General features: G+C 61.8%; 18 protein-coding genes and 2 pseudogenes. 6 read left to right on the forward strand and 14 right to left on the reverse strand.

Annotated features, from left to right (window positions below; genetic code table 11):
- Positions 1-95: 95 nt before the first annotated feature.
- The 5 genes from HZR20_RS05225 to HZR20_RS05245 form a co-directional block, all read right to left on the reverse strand.
- Complete coding sequence (locus tag HZR20_RS05225) at positions 96-335, reverse strand: KEOPS complex subunit Pcc1 (RefSeq protein WP_181685535.1); 240 nt, start codon at positions 333-335, stop codon at positions 96-98.
- Between the two features lie 14 nt (positions 336-349).
- Positions 350-484, reverse strand: coding sequence for a DNA-directed RNA polymerase subunit P (locus HZR20_RS05230; protein WP_181685536.1), 135 nt, complete (start codon positions 482-484; stop codon positions 350-352).
- Between the two features lies 1 nt (position 485).
- The gene (locus tag HZR20_RS05235) at positions 486-770 is read right to left on the reverse strand and encodes a 50S ribosomal protein L37ae (protein WP_181685537.1); all 285 of its coding nucleotides are present in this window, start codon (positions 768-770) and stop codon (positions 486-488) included.
- A 71-nt stretch (positions 771-841) separates the two neighbouring features.
- Positions 842-1561, reverse strand: coding sequence for a DUF2103 domain-containing protein (locus HZR20_RS05240; protein ID WP_181685538.1), 720 nt, complete (start codon positions 1559-1561; stop codon positions 842-844).
- Between the two features lie 57 nt (positions 1562-1618).
- The gene (locus HZR20_RS05245) at positions 1619-2950 is read right to left on the reverse strand and encodes an MFS transporter (protein ID WP_181685539.1); all 1332 of its coding nucleotides are present in this window, start codon (positions 2948-2950) and stop codon (positions 1619-1621) included.
- Positions 2951-3080: 130 nt separating this feature from the next.
- On the opposite strand from HZR20_RS05245, the gene HZR20_RS05250 reads away from it, so the two are divergent.
- Complete coding sequence (locus tag HZR20_RS05250; RefSeq protein WP_181685540.1) at positions 3081-3287, forward strand: hypothetical protein; 207 nt, start codon at positions 3081-3083, stop codon at positions 3285-3287.
- 85 nt (positions 3288-3372) lie between these two features.
- Here the strand turns inward: HZR20_RS05250 and HZR20_RS05255 are convergent, their stop codons facing one another.
- The 9 genes and pseudogenes from HZR20_RS05255 to pth2 form a co-directional block, all read right to left on the reverse strand.
- The gene (locus tag HZR20_RS05255; RefSeq protein ID WP_181685541.1) at positions 3373-3750 is read right to left on the reverse strand and encodes an HVO_A0114 family putative DNA-binding protein; all 378 of its coding nucleotides are present in this window, start codon (positions 3748-3750) and stop codon (positions 3373-3375) included.
- Between the two features lie 74 nt (positions 3751-3824).
- Positions 3825-6287 (reverse strand): hypothetical protein, encoded by a 2463-nt coding sequence (locus HZR20_RS05260; protein ID WP_181685542.1) that lies wholly within the window; start codon positions 6285-6287, stop codon positions 3825-3827.
- A 95-nt stretch (positions 6288-6382) separates the two neighbouring features.
- A pseudogene (locus tag HZR20_RS14775) lies at positions 6383-6490 on the reverse strand (transcriptional regulator); the annotation flags it as partial.
- 295 nt (positions 6491-6785) lie between these two features.
- Complete coding sequence (truD, locus tag HZR20_RS05265; protein ID WP_181685543.1) at positions 6786-8141, reverse strand: tRNA pseudouridine(13) synthase TruD; 1356 nt, start codon at positions 8139-8141, stop codon at positions 6786-6788.
- A gap of 279 nt (positions 8142-8420) precedes the next feature.
- Complete coding sequence (locus HZR20_RS05270) at positions 8421-9722, reverse strand: hypothetical protein (protein WP_181685544.1); 1302 nt, start codon at positions 9720-9722, stop codon at positions 8421-8423.
- Positions 9723-10032: 310 nt separating this feature from the next.
- On the reverse strand, positions 10033-10353 hold the full coding sequence (locus HZR20_RS05275) for a hypothetical protein (RefSeq protein WP_220132664.1): 321 nt from the start codon (positions 10351-10353) through the stop codon (positions 10033-10035).
- A gap of 362 nt (positions 10354-10715) precedes the next feature.
- A complete protein-coding gene (gene psmB, locus HZR20_RS05280) occupies positions 10716-11420 on the reverse strand; it encodes an archaeal proteasome endopeptidase complex subunit beta (protein ID WP_181685546.1) in 705 nt (234 codons plus the stop codon).
- Complete coding sequence (gene psmA / locus HZR20_RS05285) at positions 11417-12154, reverse strand: archaeal proteasome endopeptidase complex subunit alpha (protein WP_181685547.1); 738 nt, start codon at positions 12152-12154, stop codon at positions 11417-11419. The genes psmB and psmA overlap by 4 nt, the downstream gene beginning before the upstream one ends.
- A gap of 117 nt (positions 12155-12271) precedes the next feature.
- Positions 12272-12610 (reverse strand): peptidyl-tRNA hydrolase Pth2, encoded by a 339-nt coding sequence (gene pth2 / locus HZR20_RS05290; protein ID WP_181685548.1) that lies wholly within the window; start codon positions 12608-12610, stop codon positions 12272-12274.
- Between the two features lie 65 nt (positions 12611-12675).
- Here pth2 and HZR20_RS05295 point away from each other — a divergent pair, with 65 nt between their 5' ends.
- The 5 genes and pseudogenes from HZR20_RS05295 (at position 12676) to HZR20_RS05310 (ending at position 16921) form a co-directional block, all read left to right on the forward strand.
- Positions 12676-13269, forward strand: coding sequence for a YIP1 family protein (locus tag HZR20_RS05295; protein ID WP_181685549.1), 594 nt, complete (start codon positions 12676-12678; stop codon positions 13267-13269).
- 66 nt (positions 13270-13335) lie between these two features.
- Positions 13336-13689, forward strand: a pseudogene (gene dcd / locus HZR20_RS14485) (dCTP deaminase); the annotation flags it as partial.
- Positions 13690-13707: 18 nt separating this feature from the next.
- Complete coding sequence (locus HZR20_RS05300) at positions 13708-15360, forward strand: dCTP deaminase domain-containing protein (RefSeq protein ID WP_374057585.1); 1653 nt, start codon at positions 13708-13710, stop codon at positions 15358-15360.
- Positions 15357-16250 carry a thiamine-phosphate synthase family protein gene (locus HZR20_RS05305; protein ID WP_181685551.1) on the forward strand — a complete coding sequence of 298 codons (894 nt, stop codon included), beginning with the start codon at positions 15357-15359 and terminating at the stop codon, positions 16248-16250. The genes HZR20_RS05300 and HZR20_RS05305 overlap by 4 nt, the downstream gene beginning before the upstream one ends.
- A gap of 2 nt (positions 16251-16252) precedes the next feature.
- Positions 16253-16921, forward strand: a complete 669-nt coding sequence (locus HZR20_RS05310) for a class I SAM-dependent methyltransferase (RefSeq protein WP_181685552.1) — start codon at positions 16253-16255, stop codon at positions 16919-16921.
- Positions 16922-16995: the final 74 nt, after the last annotated feature.

Here is a 16995-nt window from a genome sequence, read left to right on the forward strand (position 1 = left end):
AACGACTATTTCTCGCATAAACGTACCGAACCCGGCACTGCGCCACACTTCGGCCCGTGGGCCGATCTGTAGGGTCCCGCCCGGAACCTGACAGCTCAGATCCCTGCTGCTCCCTCGGCGACCTCGACCAGTCCGGTCCAGGTCGTGAGTCCAGCCCGTAAGGCGACCAGATCAGCCGCTCGAATCGTGACGGTCACCGTCGCGCCCTCTCGTTGGACCATGGCGTGCGTGCGGCCGCCGTCGATCTCGTCGACTTCGAGGGCGATACTCCGCTCGACGAGGCGGGCGCTGTCGTGGTCGTCGTATGTGGCGGTGAGAACTGCCTCGTGATCCATACGAGCGTCCGTCGCTACTCGACGGTGACTTCCTTGACGTCTCGGGACCGTTCTTTCAGCAAGACCCGGTGCCCGCAGTAGGGACAGCGAACGCCACCGTACTCGTCGAGTTCGACGTCACGCTTGCAACGCGAGCACTTGTAGGCCATGTTATTCCTCCTCGGTCGCCGTCTCGGCGAGTGCCGCCCGGATCGACCGTTCGGCCGCTCGACCGCCCGGCGTCTGCGGGCTGTAGGCTCCGCCCGTGAACGTGTAGCCACAGTAGCTGCACTCCCAAATGCCAGTGCCCTGGCGGGAGACGCGGTCTTCGCCACACTCTGGGCACTTGTGTTCGTCGCGCATGTCCTCTTCGATCTGTGCGACGCGACGCCGGGCGACTCGCCCGTAGCGTGCGCCGAACCGGCCGGCGCTGCCGGTCTCTCCTCGTTCGGCCATAGTACCAGCAGTTCGGGCGAGCGCGCTCATAAACCTGTTGAGTCGCGGGCACTGGCGGCACGGCGGCCCAATCACTCTGCCAGATCGGCCTCGTTGAGTGCCTCGTTGAGGTCTGCCCGGACGTGTTCACCGAGTTCGCGGTCGCCTGCGGTCGTCACCACGCGGTTCTCCTGGACGCTAGAGCCGTCCCGGATCAACAACCGGACGTTGCCACCCTCGTCAGCGCGGGTCGCTTTCGCCCGGACGCCCCCACGGGCGCTCGAACCGCCGGCGTCGATCGGTCCCGGAATAATCTTTTTGACGTGTGGATGCCCCGCAACGGTCTCGATCGCCCGTTTGCCGTCACGGTTGCCGATCAGCGTCGAATGCGTGCCGCCGATTTTCTCGGCTGCGCTGGCCTCGACGACATCCAGGGCGGGTTCGCCCTGTCGTTCGATGACGCGCTCGACGGGATCGTCGCCTTTGACGCGAAAACACTCATAATGGAACTGCGACCGGACGGCGTCGATGACCGTCCGATCGCCGGTGACGTAGACTTCCTCCGGGCGCTTGCGGTGGACCTCGTCGGCGACCTGGCCGGCGAAGTTGCGCAACTCGACGCCGCTCAACTCGCCGTCTTCCGGCGTCGTCGTGACGACACGCGCCCCCAGGATCTCCTCGCCGCTGAGGGTCGTCACGCGCGCTCGGTCCCGGTCGAGATCGAGGACGACCACGTCGGCGTTGGCTGTTCGACAGACCAGGCAGTAATCGCCCGGCCGATCGAGATCAGCGGCACACTCTCGGCACTGCATTACTGTACTGTGGGGGCTCGTGCCGAATAAGCGGGGCGATCTATGGGCCCGAACTGCTCAGCGGTAGGCCGCGAACTCTTCCCCAAAGATGAGGAAGTAGCCGGTCCCGACCGTGCCGATGACGGCGGCTAGCGTGAACGCGATCTCGGGGCTGAGGAACTCCCAGAGGTACCCACCGATCGCGGCACTGGGAATGACAACCGCGTTCCGCAGCAGGTAGTACGTCCCAGTCACCCGGCCGCCGGCGTCTTGCTCCGCGGGGCCGACGATCATCGCCTTGTGGGAGGGGAGGCCGACAAAGCGCAAGCCTGAGAACGCAAAGGCGGCGAGCATCGCGGTCGCGGTCGGGGGTGCATAGATCAACACGATCGGGAAGATCGCATAGACCGCAAAGCCGACGGCGATGACCGGTTTGAGCCCCACGTATTCGGCAACCTTCGCTGCGGGAGCCATCACCAGTAGGGCGACCAACATTTCTACGCCGAGTAATACGCCGAAAAAGGCCGCCGGCGAGAGCGTGAGGTCGTAGGCGAACCCACCGAGCGCCAGGGACAGGTCCAGGCCGACCTCGTGGAAACGGGTGACGACGAGCACGAAGAACACGTAGACCATGCCGTTGGCGAACCGGACCAGCGTGTCGCCGACGAGTAGCGGCCGGAGCGGACCGGGCATCGTCCGGAGATCCGCCAGTATTTGACCGAGTCCGGAGAAGGAGCCGCCGATAGTGTCCTCGCTTGCGTCGTACAGCCAGTGCTGGACGAGCGTGCCGAGTGCGCCGAAGACGACAGCGACCGCGAGGACGTACTGGAAACTCACCGTGAACGACGGGTGGAGGCCGATCAGGACAGTCGCGAGCACCGGGCCGACCAGAAATGCCACCCGTCGGAACGTCTCGGTCGCTGCGAAGCCGGCTGCCAGCCGCGAAGGCTCGGTCGCCTGCTTGACCACGGCGAAGGTCGCTCCGAGGCCGAAGGATTTCCAGGCCTGGGCCAGGATCAGGCCGACGAAGATCCACACCCACGGTTCGACGGTCAGGCCGGCGGCCGTGAACGCGTCGAGCTGTCCGGCGACCAGCCAGACAGCAAAGCCGAGCGTCGAGAGCAAGCCAAACAGCGTCAGGGCGTATCGCGAGCCGATTCGGTCCGAGATCGCGCCGCCAGGGTACGGGAACACCGCCGAGATGATGTTCCCGAACGTACCAAAGAGGCCGACGATGAATCCCGACGCGCCGAGTGCGCGCATGTACTCGGGGAGGAAGCGACTGGTCATCTGGAATCCGAGACTGAAGGTGAACATCGCCAGGGACAACACGAGGACGTCCCGCCGGAGTGCGAAGAACGATCGGAAGGCATCGATGGGTCCGGCTGCTTCAGCCTGCTCGTCGGGCATGTGTCGACCTTCAGCGCTAATCGTCAAAATACTTCTCTTGGGACCAGTCGTGGTCGAGCAATTTTGATTCAGCAATCGAGACGGTCGTCCGAGCCGAAGATTCATTCGCTCGCCGAAAGATCACTCCTGCATGGTGCATCCCTCGCGAGCGGTCTCGGTTGCGTATCTCAGTGTTGGCTTCCACATGACGGCGTGGGGGATCGTCACTGTCGGCGAATCGACTCTCCGCGGCGGGATGGTCCTCGTCGGCGGAGTCGTCTTGCTTGTGAGCGGTCTCTACGGGCTGGTGAACGACGAGTCCACTCCGATCGTCACCGAATACGGACTACACGCGTAGGCACTACTGGCCGGCGTGGCGGTATTTGCTCTGGGTATCGTGCTGCAATTGCTCGTAGTCTGAACGGAAATGAATCGACGATGGATCACGGCGTAGCCGCACCGACGTTTCCGTTCGATCCTGCAAAGGGGATGTCGATTTCGAGTTCGTCGTAGGCCAGTGTCGGCGTCTTCGCCTTTCCCGCTCCGCCGCTATCGATCTCGATAATGCCGATATCGTCGAGTTCAGACCGGTTTTGATGGCCCTGTTTGTCGTCCCGTTGCACCATCTCGGCGGTCGCCCGGATACTCTCGGGTCCGTGCTCGGTGATCGTCTCACGCAGTTTCAGGTTCCTTGGACTGCGTAGCCGGCTGGGTTCTGCGTAGGACCTGCTGTTCAGGATTGGTTGGCTGTTGTCAAGATTGACATCCTTCTCAGTATCTGCATCAGCCCGGTTGATCTCAACGTCGATGACCGCAGTCATCACGCCAAACAGGTCGGCCACGGTAGAAAATGGTGCCCTATTCGTTTCGACGGAGCCCTCACTCACGTCACTCGTTACTCTATGCCCTTCGAGAAATATGCGTTCCAGGACTCGTGTTCGACCGCGAGCCCCTCCGGCTCTCCGGACACCGACAGTGTGATCGAATCGCCCGCTTCGACCACGTCGTATTCCTCGGCCCAGACACTCGGATTGGTCTCAATCTGGCTACCATAGGTCGAGACAGCTACCTCCGCCGGATCGAGTTTCGCATCTGTCTCGGAGGTGAGCGTCAGCGACTCCTCTTCGGAGTCATATTCGACCGTGAACTCGAACGATGGGTGGACAGTCTCCGAGAAAATGTCGACCTCAGTCGATCCATTTTCCCAGACGACTTCGACAGTCGATCCAGTATCGACATCCAGATCGATACTGTCTCCTTTGGTGATGGTATCCGAGAAGCCGTCGATTGACTCGCCATCTACCGTCACCCCGAACGCCTCAGCTGACCACTCGCCCTCACCCGCAAACCTCAGCGACGTCCCATCCATCTCGAACTCGACCATTTGACGCAGACTGATCCCGTCGATCCGTACGGGTTCTTCGGGAACAGTCCATTCCACCCTGAGGAAGCTCATGCGATCGAACGCGATGTCGACGCTGTCGCCGTCCTCCAGCGTCTCGTACTCCTCGGTGAACTTCGTCTTTGAGTCCGACCCGTATGCCTCTATCTTGAACGCGTCCGGGTCTCCCTCATATCCTTGTTCGCTCCGGTAGACGAGCTCGAATCCGTCGGGAGCGTGGTTCAACTCGAAGGACACCGGCGGTGTAATATACGCGTTGAAGGCCGTTGCCGGACCGCCAGCTCCAGTCCACTCGACGACGACTTCATCGCCAACCTCGCCGTCGATCGGGAATTCGTCACCTGACTCGAGTGTGTCGTATTCGTCCTCCAACCCGTCCGAGAGTTCGGTGCCAGCGACGGTCACCCGGTAGTTCGCGGGATCGCGAGCTCTCCGGCCACCATACACGAGCGTTGGCTCTTCTTGTTGGTCCAGTGTGAAGTGTCCGGGTACCTGTGCACGGAAATGATACACCGAACTCGACAACGACTGCGTGGTGGTGCCACGCTCGACCGAATGCGTTGCCGAGAGCGATACACGGTCGTGGAGTGTGACACCGTCAATTTCGAACTTGTCGCCCGGAGAAAGCGTGTCATGATACGCCGCGAGGGATCCGGTGTCTGCCTCCTGTTCTCGATAGGTATACTCTTGAGTCGATGACGAACGGTGCTCGATCTCGATACGGTCAGTGGCTGTAATCGGTTTGGGACCGGTATACGTCAGCGTCAGCGTCCCTGACTCACGAGCGTAGTCCTCCTCGAACCTCACTCTGTCGGTGACCAGCTCCTGACTGACGACTGTTTGGTATTCGGGGTTCTCAGGGTCGGTCCACTCGAGGACGATCGACGAGAGGAGGTCAGCCTCGACAGTGATGGCCTCTTTCGGGCCGAATTCCTCGCCGTTCCAGACGTCGGTTACTTCTTGGCCGTCGATATACAGCGCCAGCCCATCTGTCGAGACTGGCTCGTCCTGTGAGTGGAGGAGTTTGGCTGTTCCTGTTTCCGCATCATACTGAACCCGTAACCAGAGGTCAGGTGATCGTTCCCGGAGCTCACTCGATGGGGATGCTATTTCGATCGAACCGATGGCGACGCGACCGTCCTGTTTGACAGTTCCGACGCTGCCGTCACCTGATCCCGGGTCCTTGAGAAGCGTCTCGAAGTCGTCTGCGTCATATGCTGATTCGTCCGTGTACACCCCGACGATAGCGTATTGGACTGCTGTGGGATCGATCCGATCCACACCGAGAGCCACACTTTCGAGCACTTCTGTGTCGATGTCAGGGAGTCCTGAGACCGTACTCGGCGGGAAGGAGGGGAACACCTGTACGGTGGACGAGTCGGCTACCTGTGCCAGCGCCAGGCGTGTCTCCTCGGAGAACTCCAAGTCGTCATCGATTGCGTCTTTCGCCACTGAGACACCGTCAGTCCAGGCTCCGCCTTGTGAGGCCATGCCGAGAATGAAGAGCCCGTCGTCGCGATGGACCGCACTGTCCGGAATTTCTTCAGGAGCGTTCGGATCATTGGCGTCGAACGAGCCGACGAGTGTCATGATCCGGTTTCGGTCTTCACCATAGATCGCGGTCGCGATTCGATCCACGGAGTCTTCATCGAGACCGAACTCGTCTGCGCGCTGGTTCCACATTGTCACGGAGGTACTCTCCTGTTCGGGCGACGGCGTGGCAATCGATATTCGCGAAGCCTGCGTGCTGTCCACGGATTCCGGAACAGGATCGAGAACCGCCTTGAGGGTGTCTGGGAGCGATGTATCATCCGAGTCGGGCGTCGGCGTCGCCGTTTCGGAGGGGGACGATTCGGACGCAGTTGTCGGTTCGCCTGCGACGGCGCTACTGAGACAACTGGGTAGGGCGGCCATGGTGACACCGGCAAGAAGTTGCCGGCGGGTAGTGCGCACCATGTTAGTGACGTTATGTCGTTCAGTCATTAAGATTTTCGAATATATTTCATGTCGGGGTAACTGTTAGCAAAGCAATCTCGACAGGTATCACCAGGTCACCGCTCGGGTCGCGGCGCGGCCTCGTAGCGTCCGATCTCGTCGGTCTTCCCTACCTGATCGTAGATCTCCCGCAACGTGTCTTCGGCCTGAAGCAGTTTGTGCTCCCGTGAACTCTCCTATTCACTCGCCGCTGACGCGGCTCGTTCCTTGAGGGGAGGGCTTCCTGCTTCCACGACGCGCTATGCAAGAACGTAGTGGTTCTCGTCGGGAGCGCAGTCTCCACAGGCGTTGACGAGAGCTTCGATCTCGTTAACGCTACTCGGGCTTCGCCCTGCGTTGTCGTCCGAAAATCGGGGATTTTCGTGATTACGAGAGAGCTTCGCCCTCTCGAACGACTCCTTGAGGACTGGGGCTTAGCGCCTGCATTCAGGCAAAAGCCTCCCGGAGTGGCTGGACGATCTACAGATCCGCCGGATCGGCCTTCGTGATCTCCCGGAGGACAACCGTCGCGTACGAGCCCTTCGGCAGCGCAAACGAGAGCGTCAGCGGATCGCGCTCGACGGACAGATCCGTCCGCAGGAGAATCGCCCGGCGTGTTCCTTCCGAACGAAACTCCCCGGGCAGATCGAAGTCCGCCGGCCCGATTCCCAACTCCTCGAAGACTGCGCGTTCGATCTCACCAGGTTCGCCCTCGGCAAGCTCACTTTCGGTCCCGAGCAGCGGCGCGGTCACGAACGCCCGCCCGCGCTCGCAGTGCCGACGAACCGTTCCGACGTTGTCTTCGGTGACGCGCTGGGTCCGACCGGTATCCGGCAGTTCCAGTCCGTCGGGGCCGTCGTTGTCGGCAAAACACACCGCGTCGCCGGGGACCGGTTCGTCGAAGGGGAGCCCGCGCTCGAGTCGGGCCGAGAGGATGCGGTTGAACGCGTACGATTGGGCGGCGTTGACGAACAACTGTTGGAGATTGGTCGGGACTGCCTCCAGGGCGTCCCGGAAGTCTTCTGGATTGCTGGCCCCGTTCTCGGCGAGGCGATGGCACATGGATCGCTCGTAGCCCAGGCGATTGGGCAGGCGATCGAGCGCACCCTGCCAGTCCCTGGTTTCCGCAACATACGCTCGCGCCTCGCGCGTGTCCTCGCGCTCACGGTCGTGTGGGTTGCCGACGTAGGCGAGGACGGCGTCCTTCCAGTCGCTCCGGGCGATCGCGAGTCCGACCTCGTGGGTGACCGGGCGCTCGCTGCCGAATCGCTGCTGGCCGAAAAAGTTGGGCACGCCGACGGTCGTCGCACTTCCCTCGTCGCGGTCACGGTCACTGCCGGCGAACGCGGCGAGTTCGTCGAGCACGGCATCGATGTTTTCGGGTCGATCGGGCTCGCTGATCTCGATCTCGAAGGCATTGCCCGCCAGATCGCCGAAGAGGATCGGCCGGCCACTTCGGCCGAGAACCTCGATTTCGACGTTCGAGAGGTCGATCGCATCGAGGTCGCCAGGGTCGATCTTCGTGACGGAGAACAACTGGGTCGTCCGGGCGTGTTTGTCCTTCGTCCCAGCCCAGGAGACGCGCTCGCGGCTGATCCCCAGGGAATCCGAGAGCACGCTCGCGAAGTCGTTGGTGTCCCAGCCGGCGAGTGTCGCCCGGAAGACGACGTGTGGGTACGCGCCGGGCTCGGCGTCGATCGACTCGACGTCGAAGGCCTCGATCTCGCGGACGCCGAAGGCCGCAGGTTCCCGGCGGAGGTGCCCACCGACGCCGTCGCTATCGCTGACGTAGTAGTCCATCCCGACTGCGTCTTCGACTGGGTGTGCCTGGCGCATTAGCTACCCGAAGGGTAGGAATGAGTCGGTAAGAACGTGCTGAAACGGTGTGCTCAGCGTGTCTTTACAGCGCCTCAGCGAGGTCGTCGAACTCCTCGAACTCGACACCCTCGTCGGTATCTCGCCGATCATGAGACCATTGCCCGAGCTGGCATCGTGCTCGCTTAGGGCACTCTTTGAGCGAGTGAGACGAGTGGGAGTATCTCGATCAGTGGTCACGAACAAGGTGAACGCTGTCGACTTCTCAAGAGAGGGGCTCTCGCGGTATCGTTCGGACGTCTACACACGGTCAAGTGTCTCGACTGTCTGCCGAGAGACAGCGGGCGCTGCCCGTGCGATAGCAGTCGCGATACGGTAATCGGGGGCGTGAATCTCGAGATACGAAACGTCGATCGGTCCCTCATGTCGGGCGAGTCGCCGGTCAGTGGCGACAACTCGCCAGACAGCATTCTTGAGGGCCGTTCGCGTCAGTTCCGGTACTGAACTCTCCGCAAGTGCGGCCTCAATCGCATCGATGGCGGTCGACCGGAGCTTCCGGACCGCCTCGGCACTCTCCAGTCGGGGCGGCTTGCCGTCATCGATGCGCCCCTCTAAGCGGTCTAGTGCTTGGAACTCTGTGAGTCGTCTGTTCGCGTTGACCACGGCACTGGCTGGTCCGTTTGCGTCTCCGATTTGGGCGATCCCATCGTCGACATCCCCGCGAAGGTCGTCAATCGCCCGCTCAAGGATGCCCCACTCTTCGGCAGTCAGCCCCGGTGGCAATTCCGCTCTTCGCGACCGGACCGCTGTGAGTAGCGTTTCGGCCGCTTCAGTGAGTGCCTCCTCGAGAGTACCGGCGTCCGCGGGCAGGGACGCAGTGAACTGCTTGCTGAGGTGGCGTGCGTCAGCAAGATGTACCCGTGCTGATTCAGCTGTTTCACCCCACTCGGCAACGTGCAGGAGATCTTGTTTCTCTCCGGGGACCTGACTATCGATCACTTGCTCCAGCATGTCTTCGATGCGTTCGTGAACGAGGGCTGCTCGGACGGGATCGCTGCCGAGGTACTCGTATCCATCGCGAAGCGACCGCGCTTCCGAGACCACTTGCCTGTACTCTCGTTGGAAGGGTTCGGCGGTGAGATCTCGGTCGGCGACACCCCAGCCAGCAGCGGCGTACCGCGCCGCAACACGGGCCTGTTGAAGTGATGTGAGCGCTGCGAGTCCTGTTGGGGCGTTGCCTGCGTCGTCGAGGCCAGTAGCGGCATTGCTCGCAGCGTCAGAAAGGTGTTCGCGGAGATAGCCATTGGGAATATCGTCCGGCCCCAGTGGCCTGGGGAGTTGCCCAAGGAGCGTCCTTACCCTGGATCGGGCACCATTACGGTGGTCGGGAGCGATGTCGACGGGCACCGATTCGGACACAACTGGTTTCGGATCCTCGTCGGGATCGGCTAGCAGATCATCGGCGTGTATTGTCTGTTGTCCTCCATCGCCTAGCCCCCCGAGGCGAGTACAGCCGGCAAAGAGGCTCGTTCCGACGACGGCCAGCAACCCACGGCGAGTTATTCGGCCCCACTCTGTCGTGGACGAACTATTTTCTCGCATCACTGTCCATCCCCGGAGTGGGTTGGTGTCGTTTCTGTCCGGGTCTTCCGTTCGTTGGCGGACGTAGAATGAGCAGGGGCTTCCCCGTGGTGACGATCACAGACGCCGGTTTCGATCGAACGTGAGTATTTGTGCACGTCGTCGGCGTCGATTGCATCGGGGATTCGAATGAGCCGCGCTTCGATGACCTGTTCGTCGACTTCACAGCGCGCTGTATATGGTCGGCTACGACGGCTGTAATCCGTCGATATGCTGGTTGCTGTCCAACCGACGAGACAAAGCGTGAGGCGGATACATTCCTCGACCGGTATCAGATCGACGTAGACCGTCTCAGTTGCAAAGTCTGTCGCTGAGAAAACGATTCGACCTGTCCACTATCGACGCGATCACTAACGGTGACACGGTCAGCGCGGGCCGAATCGTCGACGATGAAATCCCGCCAGTTGTCAGGGTCGATTGCTGTCGGACGGCCGTCGGATTCGCCGTCTGACCCGTCGAGCCAAATCGGCGGGCGATCGGTATCAACACGGAGTAAGAGCGACTCCGGGACCGTTACCGTTTGGGGCGTCGGGCTGCTGTCGTCATGGTCGGGGAATGGCATCTCCGTCGATTCAGCGGAATCATCATCCATTCCGGCACATCCAGCAAGTGCAGCAGTAACTCCTACGGCACCGTGAAGGAAGGTCCGACGTGTCAGAGGAACCATTATTCTGTGATGTGTCGGACGGACTGAGTGAAAAGAGTACTCATCTGTCACACTTACCGCGGTCACTCCGCAGGGCATCGGCTACTTAGCTGAATCGAGGCGCTAAGTCCCTCCCTCTGTGAGCGCATCAGCGCGAGCAGGGTGGGTAGTTCACATCGACTGGATCCGCATTTTCACATCCTCGTCTGGGCGGTGAGAACTTCCGTTCTCACCAGTCTCGGGAAACTGTCTGCAAAATACGTCTGGAGATGACGACAGTCCCGTCTGAGGGAACGTGATTCGGAGAGTTACAGCGCCTCAGCGAGGTCGTCGAACTCCTCGATCTCGACGCCCTCGTCGGTGATCTCGGCGATCACGAGCCCGTTGCCAGAGCCGGTGTCACGTTCGCTTGCGGCCTGGACGGCCCGCGTCGCGAGTTCCCGTGCCTCCTCGGTCGAAAGCTCGGGATTGTATTCGCCTTCGAGGGTCCCGTAGGCAAGTTGCATCCCGCTGCCGGTGACAGCGTAGTCGTCCTCCATGACGCCGCCGGCCGGATCGATCGTGTAGACGTGGCTCCCCTCCTCGTCGACCCCGCCCAGGATCGGGTGGATCGCGAAGAAGGGGCCGCCACGGGCGAAGTTGCCCGCAAGCGTCGCCAGGGCGTTGATGCTCATCGGTTCGTCACGGCGCGTCTCGTAGAGACTGGCCTCCGAGCGTAGCGTGCGGATGAACGACTGGGCACCACCGACCGAACCGACCAGCGTCATGGCCGCAGTCGGGTGGATCTGATCGACCTTGACGACGTTCTTGTTCGAGACGAACCGGCCACCCAGGCTGGCTCGCCGATCGGTTGCGATGACGACTCCCTCCTCGGTCGCGAGGCCGACCGTCGTCGTGCCGGTCTTCGTCACGTTTTCCTTGTCACCGTTCTCGGTCGCGATCGAGCCGAGTTCCGGGCTGTACGGGTCGATCGCGTCGTCGCCAGTCGGGTCGAGATTCATATCGGGATTCATTCGTCATCACCGCCTAGGAGGTCGCGTTCGTCGAGATGCTCTTCGATTACGTCCTGGCCGACCGTGAGGACGCCGTCCTCGTCGACCGTCTGGAGGTCGACGCCGTCCGGGTCGAGTCCGTCGTCATCTGGTTCGGCCAGCCCTTCGAGCGCGAGGCCGACGCCCTGCTCGAGGGTCAGACCCTCCTCGTAGTTGTCTTCGAAGTACTCCTGGATGTCCTCACGGCCGCCGCCGACCGCCAGGGCCGACCACTCGTATGGGGTCCCGGAGGGATCGGTCTCGAACAGGCGTGGCTCACCGTTCTCCATCCCACCGACGATCAGTGACACACCGAACGGTCGCGCGCCACCAGTTTGGGTGTAATCCTGGATCGTATCCGTGATGGCCTTCGTCAGCGGTTCGACGCCCATCGGCTCGTCGTACCGGAGCCGGTTGACCTGTGCACGCCGACGGGCGAAGTCGATAAGTTTGCGTGCGTCGGCCACGTGACCGGCCGAGGCAATGGCGATGTGGTCGTCGATCTTGTGCGTCTTTTCGATGCTATCGCGCTCGATCAGGTCCGATCGAGCCTGGCGGTCGGCCGCGAGGACGACGCCGTCTTCGGTCCGGACGCCGACGCTCGCGCTGCCGCGTTTGACGGCCTCGCGTGCGTACTCTACCTGGTAGAGCCGGCCGTCCGGCGAGAAAATCGTTATCCCGCGATCGTAGGCCTGTTGTTGCTGGTTTCCTTGCATAGGTCGAGTGTTCACTCCGAGTTAGGGCACGCGATACATAAAGGCTTCAGTAAGAGGTAAATAGGAGGATTGAAAGCGGTCGAGTTGTCGCCGGTCGATATGTCGAACTGTCGCCAGTCAGTACAACGAGAGGTCGCCGGTGACGCGATCGACAATATCTTCGCGTGCGGGACCCACGGCCAGCGCGGAGACGGTCCCTGGTTCGAGTTCGGTGTGGCCGGCGTCCCTGACAATCGCGTGAGCGATCCCCTCGCATTCGGCGACATCTGCGAGTTCGAACAGCTGTGACTCGCCGTCGGCCTGGAGGACGATCTTCTTCTGGCCCTCGCCTTTCCACTCGCTTTTCGTCCGGCGGTCGGCATCCTCGTACGCCATCAGCGAGGCATGGGCGACTTGGGCGGCGAGCTTTCCCTCGCCCATGTTCAGGTCAGCGCGGGCGACAATCGCCTGTTTCATATCGACGCTTCGACGCCTGCCCCTAAATCGACATCGTTATTTGGTGATTGTAAGCAATCACTGTCATGTCCCCGCGTACACCGCTCCTCGATCCAGCTGCGTACTTTAGCCGTCGCGACCGGCCGTCACTCCGTTCGGCAGCCGGTATCGTGACGGTCAGTGCTGTCCTCTCGATCGCGCTTGTCTGGTGGTTCGTCGATCGCGTTATCAGCCGGATCGACGTCGCTGGCGCCGTGCGCCAGGAAGCCATGTCCGAACTGGGTGGCCAGTTCCTGCTGACGTTTCTCGGCGTGTATTTCGGCTGGCTGTTGCTCGCTGTCGTGATTCACTTTTTCATGTGGTTTGCCGGCGCAGATCGTTGGTTCGGAGCCACGCTAGCGGTCGTCGGCGAAGCAATGCTGGTCTCCGTTGCGCTGTTGCCACTGTCAGCAATTGGGTTTTACGTGGTGCTTGGGCAGGTCCCGGCCGAACCTGACGCTGCGATCGACTTCGTCGAGCAGTTCAATAGGGGGTCGACCGGCCTCCTGGTTGTCGAATTCCTCAGAGTACTCTGGGAAGCGGCCGTCCAAGCCATCGGGCTCGCTATCGTCCACGATATTTCGCTGTCGAAAACGGCGATCGTGACGTTCGGGATCGGGTTCCTCCTCTTCCTCGTGTAGGCCCGGTATCCGGCTTGCGAGTCGCTGATCGGGAACCTTTAGACCGACCGGGTCCGGAATACCGATATGATCCTCTCCGATCGGGACATCCTGGCGCGTCTGGAGGCGGGCGACCTCCGTATCGAGCCACTGGACGATCTTGATTTACAGGTCCAGCCCGCGAGCGTTGATCTTCGGCTGGGTCGTGAGTTCCTGGAGTTCCAGCACGCAAACATTCCGTGTATCCATCCCAACAGCGAGCAGGAGGTTGACGAGTACGTCGAAGAGACCGTCGTCGAGGAGGGTGGCGAGTTTATTCTCCATCCCGGCGATTTCGTTCTCGGGACAACCAAGGAACGCGTCGCGATCCCCGACGACTTGATCGCTCACGTCGAGGGCCGCTCCTCGCTGGGTCGTCTCGCGGTCGTGGTCCACGCTTCGTTACCGTACGACGAGGAAGTGTTCCTCTGGACGCCCGAGGACGGGTTCGGGTTTTACGAAATCGGGGAAATCGTCGAAAACGAACGACCCGCGCGTGCGGTAGCGTTCGACCCAACGTCTTTGGGAGTGAGTACACATCGCGTTACGGATTACATCACGAATCCGACCAAGCGGATCTATCGCGTGACGCTCGATTCGGGGCGGCAAGTGCTCGTGACGAAAGATCATAATCTGTTCACCCTCGACGAGCATGGCGGCGTGGCACGTATCCCGAGCGACGAGGCCGAGGGGGCGGCCGTCATGGTACCTAGCTATCTCCCCAGCTCTCCGAGTGAGCGGCGATCTGTTGACGTCCTTGATCACGTCGAACCGACCGAGACGACGATCTACGCCAGTGATGGTGTCGGTCATGTCGATACGTCCGCCGTCCCAGGCGGTTCGAGGCGACACTACGAAGCGAACGATAGCGCCCCCATGGACGCGATCCCCCGGCTTGCAATGCCTGAGGAAGTCGAAGTCGCGTTCCGACAGAGCACGACGCGACTTCCCCGTTCGATTCCGCTCACGAGAGAGTTCGGATGGGTCCTCGGATTCTATATCGCCGAAGGATCCGGCCGGAGAAAGCAGATACAGGTAGCCAACACGCAGCGCGAGTATCTGGACCGCTTCGCGTCGTACTTCGAAGCCTACGACACGAGCATGTCTTGGGACGAGCGAGAACGAATAACAAAACTCACGATCTGTTCCGCACTCTGGTCGAAGATCGTACGAAGTCTCGCCGGGTCTGGAAGTGAGAAAGAAATTCCGTCCGAGGCGTTCGATTGGCCACGCCCCGTACTCGAGGGGCTCCTTGAGGGGCTCCTCGACGGAGACGGATGCCGGCGGGACGAGCGCGATACGTTTTACACGGCCAATCAGTCGCTCGCGAACCAAGTGATGTACCTCGCCACGCGACTCGGAAACCTCGGGTCCATGTACAGTCGCGAACGCGAACAACATATCCCGATGAGTGATGTCGATTGGGAAGGGGAGATGTGGGCCGTCGACGTGAGCGGCGAGCGTCACAAGCGGGGCCAGTATATTCCAGTCCCGAACGAACTCCTGAGAGAGCTCCGCGAAGAAGCTGATATGCGAATGATCGACGCCGCAGAGGCTATGGGGTACGCTTCGAAATCGAGCGTTTCCAACGTCGAAAACAGGGAGTACGACACCGTGAAACGTGATACACTTCGCCGATTTCGGGACACGTACGCCGACGCCGGTGCCGACACCGGACGCCTCGATCAGATCCTCGACGGCGGCGTACGCTTCGAGAAAGTCGTTTCCATCGAGGAGACAGACCGCGTCGAACCCACGTATGATCTCGAGGTTCAGCCGAACGGCCGTACTATCGAGAATTTCCTCGGGGGTCGCGGCGGTGTGTTTCTCTCGAACACAGCGGGACTGTGTGATCCCGGCTACGAGGGCCAGATCACCCTCGAACTGTCGAATCTCGGGACGGCACCCGTCGCGCTCAATCCGGGGATGCGCATCTCGCAACTGACCTTTACCGAACTGTCCAGCCCGGCGGATCGCCCCTACGGCGAGGAGCGCGGCTCGAAATATCAGGGCCAGGAAGGGCCACAGGCCTCGCGGATACAGGGCGATAGGGAATTCGGTGGTGACCAATGAAATTCGTCGAGGAGATCGTCGTCGAGGAGTTCCTGCCGACCTTCCGATCGTTGCTGGCCGAGCGCCTCCGGGATCGTGGCTTGACCCAGCGAGAGGTCGCCGATCTGCTGGGGATCAGCCAGAGTGCGGTCTCGAAGTACGCCCACGGCGAGGTCGAACGCAACGAGACCTTGCTGGCCGACCAGCGCCTCGACGAACTCGTCGAGCGCCTGGCTGACGGCCTCGCCGACGGTGAGATGAGCACCGTCCAGGCACTGGCTGAAGCGGAGGTGTTCGTCCGCCACCTAGAGGAGGGCGATCTGCTGGCCCAGCTCCACGAGGAGGCGTTCCCGCCGCTGGGAGAACACGGAGGGACGATCGCGATCCACGACCCGGAGGGTCGTGTCCGCCAATCCGAACAGGTCCGTTCGTCGATCCGTCGGGGCCTGGGCATTCTGGAGAACACGAGCGGGTTCGCAGGCTTGATCCCGGCGGTCGGGTCGAACCTTGTGGAGTGTCTACCTGAGGCGACGGGGATCGACGACGTTGCGGCCGTCCCGGGACGGATCCTCGACGTGAAGGGTCGAGCGTCGGTCCCAGGCGACCCGGAGTTCGGGGTCAGTGAACACGTCGCCAGTGTGCTTTTGATGGCTAGAGAACACGGCAACGACGCCAGAGCAACGCTAAATGTCGCCTACGAACCCGATCGGGTCGACACCCTCGAAGGAGACGGATACAACGCTGTCGAGTTCGACGCCGACGCGGATCTCGACGGTGCATTTGGTGAGGTCGATGGGATAGCCGAGGCGGATGTCCTCTACCAGACAGGGGGATTCGGCGTCGAACCGATCGTCTATTTGCTGGGGTCGGACGCGCCGACGGTCGCCGAGCTGGCGCGCGATCTCGTCTGAGGATGCCGACCGACCGGCGCGCGATCCGGCAGTTCTACGATCGCATTGTGGGACCGTACGACCGACTGGCGGGCGGACCGGTTGTCCGCCGCTGGCGGATCGATGTGGTCGATGCGCTCGAATTGCACTCGGGTGACGTCGTCGTCGAGATGGGCTGTGGCACAGGGGCGAACTTCCCGCTCCTCCGGGAGCGAGTCGGCAGAGAGGGCCGTGTCGTCGGTGTCGACCTTTCGCCTGGCATGCTCGACCGCGCTCGCAGGCGCATCGACCGAGCGGGCTGGCGGAACGTCGACCTGTTCGTCGGCGACGCCCGTGACCCGCCGATCGAGGCTGACGTTGATGCGATCCTCGGCACGTTCGTCGTCGGCATGTTCGACGATCCGGCCGCCATCGTCAACGAGTGGTGTGGGTTGTTCGGAGGCGAGGGTCGGATCGGATTGCTCGATGCGACGCTCAGCGACCGGCCGGCCGGGCGACCGTTGAATCTGGGGTTCAGGGCGTTCACTCGGTTGTCCGCGCCCTCGAGTCGAGGTGACCTCACGTCACCGGCCGTGACCCTCGCTCGTCGCGTCCGGGAGGCTCACGACCGTGTCGTCGAACGGTCCAGCGATAGTGAGTCAGGACGACGCGCGCTCGGTCTAGTTCGACAGTCCAGTGGACAGGTCGAGTAAGCCCACGCGAGCGTCGAGACGAACGTGAGTCTGCCGTGCTATCGAGTTGGTTCGAGGAATCTGAATGCTTAAGC

Source organism: Halorhabdus salina (assembly GCF_013839425.1).
GTDB classification, from domain to species: domain Archaea; phylum Halobacteriota; class Halobacteria; order Halobacteriales; family Haloarculaceae; genus Halorhabdus; species Halorhabdus salina.